At 50.5% G+C, this 5,250-nt stretch carries 3 protein-coding genes; all 3 read left to right on the plus strand.

Annotation, left to right across the window (positions count from 1 at the left end; translation table 11 throughout):
- Positions 1 to 2,171 (plus strand): DUF1592 domain-containing protein (locus ACWA6V_RS16875; protein WP_449523585.1); only part of this gene is annotated, 2,171 nt, incomplete at its 5' end.
- Between the two features lie 76 nt (positions 2,172 to 2,247).
- The gene (locus tag ACWA6V_RS16880) at positions 2,248 to 3,615 is read left to right on the plus strand and encodes a DUF1552 domain-containing protein (protein WP_449523586.1); all 1,368 of its coding nucleotides are present in this window, start codon (positions 2,248 to 2,250) and stop codon (positions 3,613 to 3,615) included.
- 130 nt (positions 3,616 to 3,745) lie between these two features.
- Complete coding sequence (locus tag ACWA6V_RS16885; RefSeq protein ID WP_449523587.1) at positions 3,746 to 5,122, plus strand: hypothetical protein; 1,377 nt, start codon at positions 3,746 to 3,748, stop codon at positions 5,120 to 5,122.
- The last annotated feature ends 128 nt before the right edge of the window (positions 5,123 to 5,250 follow it).

Below are 5,250 nucleotides of genomic sequence, written 5' to 3' on the forward strand. Positions count from 1 at the left end.
GCGCTCCGATTACCTCTGCCAGCTCTTCCAGCAGAAGTGCTACATCGGTTAGCTCATCGAGCAGAAGTGCTACCTCCGTAAGCTCAGGCAGTTCAAGCAGCGCAACCTTCCTTGGCAATGCCACCACCGGTGGAAATATCTTCAAGACCAAGGGTTGTGCAGGTTGCCACGAAGATCCAGATAGCGATGGTGTATTTGAAGGCTTCGCGTTCAATGTGAATTCCTTTACCTATCCAACCAGATTCGCGGTCAACAACTACACTGACGCCAATGTTGCAGGACTGGCCACGTTCATCAGTCAGCAAATGCTTCCACGTGTGGGCGGTTGCACCGACGCTAACTGTGCAGATCATTTGGCAGCTTATCTCTGGTCGCTCAAAGGTCGCACACAAACCGGCGCCGTAGCTTGTGATACAACATCACCGGTTAAATACGGTATGCGCTCGGTGAAGCTGCTGACCTCTTTCGAATACCACAACTCGTTGCAAGCATTGTTTAACAGAACACTGCCAGCCAACTTTGCCTCGAAAGAATTGGCTAACGCCGACAAAACTGTTGCGAACCTGCCAAACCACATGACCGAGCCAGTATCTGAAGCGCGCTTGTTGTCTTACAAGAAAAACGCTGAAGATATCGCCAGCTGGGCAATTGCCAACAATGCAGTGACGCTGAACAACTGTGGTGATACCACCTCGGCAAACTGTGCGACCAGCTTCATCGACAACTTCGCCTACATGGCCTTCCGTCGTCCATTAACTAACGATGAGAAAACCGAGTACACCGCAATTGTTCGCAACGGTTCAACCGGTCTGCGCTGGGCTATTCAAACTGTGTTGATGTCACCGCAATTCCTGTACCGCACCGAGCTGGGTATTCCGGTTAGCCAGGCGCGTTCACAATCCTGGGGTAATGGTTCAGTGTTCCAAAGCGCTGATGGTACTGCTTACGCGTTAGATCCTTACGAGTTTGCATCTGCACTAGCCTATATGTACACCGGCAGCGCACCTGACCGGACGTTGTTGAGCGCAGCCGCCAATGGCTCACTTGAAAACGCCACGTCACTCGGACAACAAATTGATCGCTTGCTCGATTCAGATCTGGGTAAAGCCCAAATTGGCCGCTTCGCTGGCCTGTGGTTCCGCACAGACAGCGTGGTTGATATGAGCCGTACCGGAGGTGCCAACTTCAATCAAGCAGTGAAAGATTCGATGGCGCAAGAGATTCGCGAAATTTACAAATACGCGTTCTACAACAACTTGCCATTTACCGACATCTATACCGGTGATTACACCGTCCTCAACAGCACCTTGTCACAGTACTACGGTGTAACTGGTGGTGGTACGAGCGCAACGGATTGGCGGATGGTAAATACTGCCAACTCCAAGCGCGGCGGTGTATTGGCATCTGGCGCATTCATGACCGTGAATGCACATGCAGGCCGCACCTCGCCAATCAAACGTGCTGTGCATGTACGTCAGGATATGCTGTGTCAGAACATCCCTTTGCCAACCTCGTTCGAGGACAACACCGGGCTGCGTGACAAGGCTGCTGCTGACGCCCAAAAAGCGTTGGAAGCCGGTAACCTGACCACGACCCAGTTCTACGATATGCAAACCGCCGTACCGGGAACCCCATGTGCCCAATGCCACAACGCGATTATCAACCCACTGTTTGCGGTAGATGATTTCGACCACTTGGGTATGCCTCGCGCGCTAAGCAACGGCAAAGTTGTACAAAAAGCACTGGACCTCAACGGCAACGAAGCGCGCACCAATCTGGTTGAGGTGCCGATGGTTAACAACGGTGGCCGCCTGTTTGGCGCTAACGGTGTAGGAACTGTGGGCTTCAACGAAGTGAACAATGAAAAAGATACTGGTTCACCCGGCATCTCATTCAACGGTTCAAAAGACTTGGGCAAAGTGATGGTGGCTAACAGCCTGCCAGGTATCAATGCGTGCCTGATCCAAAAATCGTTCCGCTATGCGACAGGTTATTCGCTCAGCAGACAATTCCAGGATGACACTCAGGAACCAGCGCTCTCAGCCCAGCAGCAAGGCCAACTGGCCTGCGTATCCGATGCACTCAAAACCAGACTCACCGCAAGCAATGGCAATCCGCGCGCCATGCTGAAAGAGTTAGGTATGTCCAACGTGATTCGTTTCCGCCGCTAAGGCCTTGTAGGTGGGGGCAACCCCACCTATCAGAGAGACAACCAAAAACAGAATTCTAAATCCAAGAGGTTTGGTTATGAAAAAGATTGATAGCAAATTTCGTCACATGCCCGAAGAGGACGCCCTTGAGGCGATGGCGCATCAGAAAAAGCTCGAAGACGGCCCTGCCGCACTTAACGCGTATTTAAAAGACGATTATTACAGCGGCAACAAACAAATCCGCGAAGATTTTGTAAAACAAGACCGCCGCCGCTTTCTGGACTTGATTGCTAAATCCGGCATTGCTGCTGGCCTGTTACGTGGTTCTGCCGTGCTCGGCGGGGTGCTTGCCAACCGTCATGCTATGGCGCAAACCGCCGTCAACAAGCGCGTGGTTTTTTGCTACCTGAACAGCGGTGCAGCGGCCGGCCAGTGGATGCCGACCAGCGCAAGCCAGATGAATCAGATCACTCGACCCTACGGCCCGCAAGGTTATGCGGTTTCTGATATCTGCCACTTCCGTCAGGTCGATGTAATCACCTCAGGTCATGCGACTGCACTTAACTCACTGGGCGTTACAGATTACAACTCGCCTACGATGGATAAACGTATTGCATCCGTGCTCGGTAGTACGACCCCACGCTCGTCTATCTATTTAGGTGCAAAAGCAACCACCAACGGCACCCTATGTAGCAATATCGGCCCGTGCCAGGACAACCCGACCCAGGCATTGGCAAGTATTTTCAACGGTACTGGTGGCGGTGGTGGAACCACCCCTGATACTACCTATGCACTTTCTTATGATGCTCAACTGCGCGCACTGGATTCCATCAAGAGCAAGCTGAGCACCCAAGAATATGCGCGCTATCAGGAGCACATTGATTCACTGAAGAAAATCAAAACCAATACTGCCAACGAAAATAACGGCGGCGGCACCACCACAACCAACTGCGGCAGCACCATTACTCCGAGTGTGGCCAACATGCAAGCGACCGGCAAATCGCAAGCCGACATTATTGTCGCAGCACTTGCTTGTGGAATTACAAAAGTGGCGACACTGCAATTGGGTAACCACCAGGGCGACTGGACTGGCCACAACACTTCATGGAGTCAGGACGCCCACCAAGCTTGTCACGGCGCACCTAACAACAGTGCGTTTGTCGAAATGTGGCGCTACTTGAACGATGTACCCGCTTACCTGATTGATAAACTGCGCAAAACCTCCGGCCCGGATGGTCAACCGCTTATCAATTCTACAGTTGTCGTCCAAGTCACTTGTATGGGTAACGGTATGGATCACACGTCTGGTAACGGCCCATTTATCGTCGCCACTCAAATGCCTGGTTTTGCAAGTGGATTCTCCGCTCGCTCAGGCGGCAATGTGTATGATCTAAATGGAGCAATTCCCAAGGGTATGGGCCTGACCGGCATCAACCTCGGTAGCAGCACTTTAGGTCTCGTGTAACGCTATTCGTTTGACAAGCTGTGAACAAACGCCTTCTACTGCCATGCTGTAGAAGGCGTTTTGTTTTTCATAAAGCTATTTTGCAATTGCCCAACTACCACTTTTCGAACCTGACTCTGGTAAAGACCGAATGAATAATAACAAGCAATATCCTGAGCGTTTTATTGCAGCACTCCGATGCCCAAACTGCGGCAGCAGTGTGCAGCAGGGATTTCAATTCGACACACTCCAATGCACCCACTGCGGAACCACTTACTTTTCACTGGGCGAAGTGCCCTGTTTATTTCCTGCAGGGGTCCATCAGAAACTGATCTGGCAACATCAAACAGCCAGTCTGCAGTACATGGCACTGCAAAGCCTGGCGACCTTGCATGAATCCTTGTCGCGCTACGATTTAACTGACGCAACCCGCCAGCGACTCACCGAGATACAAACAGCGAGCAAGGTTAATCTCGACACCATTATTTCGCTCATGCAGAAACGCGGCATCAATCCAATCCCGGATGAGCAATTAAGCCAAATGAACCCCGGTGATTTGAGCGAATATTTTGACTTGTTATTACGCGACTGGGCATGGGACTCAACCACAAATGCCAACCCGGAAAACACCGCTGCACTCGAACGCACATTGACTGAAATTGAAAAACTACCACAAAAACCGGCACGCATATTGGTGCTCGGTGCAGGCGCCGGCCGATTGAGTTGGGATCTGCATATCCGTTTGCAACCGGAATATACCGTCGCACTGGATGCGAATCCGCTTGTACTGGCAGCTGCTGATGAGTTGGTGCATCAACGCCAGACAATTGCGATTGGTGAATTCAAAAATTTTCCACAAATTGGATTTCAGCACGCACACTGCTGGCAATTGGAGCCACCACAAGATACTGACAATGCGCGCTCAACCTGGTTTCCCTTGGGCGCCAATGTATGGCAGCTGCCTTTTGCGCGCGACAGTTTTGATTTGATTATTACCCCGTGGTTTATCGATGTTAACGGCGGAGATGTCAGGGATTTAATCGCAATTATTTATGAAAAACTTGCTCCGGGTGGGCATTGGTTAAATTCAGGCCCCCTGTTATTCACCCGTCATTTGCCGGTGCAATTAAAATACACAGCGACAGAAATCAAAGAATTTTTGTCGCTCGCCGGATTTACATTAATTGAAGAATCTATAGCCAATACAGATTATCTACGCTCGCCATTGGAGGCGCGCTTTCGCCAGGAACAGGTCTGGACTTTTCGGGCAGCAAAACCCGAAGCGCGGCAGGAAGCACCAATTATTGCAGGTGCACTAACAGCCTGGTTGGTGATGCATCATTTGCCCATCCCACAAAACAATTACTCCAGCAAGGATTCGCACCCATTGATAGATGCGATATTGTCGCTCGTCGATGGCAATCGCTCGATCAATGATATTTGTTACGAAGTGGGCCCGCATCTTCCGCAAGATATTCCAGTAAAAGATGTAGTTGTCACTTTATTCGGGCAAATACTTTCTGAATAATCCAACAACATATTATCCAACAAAAATAGGCGGCGCATATTGCAACATTAAAAGAGAAAAATACGACAGATTGCGGCAATAAAATCATCATTTTTATTGCCGCTACCGTTCAGAAATCCAATAGCAAC

The sequence above is a fragment of the Cellvibrio sp. genome, assembly GCF_053579595.1.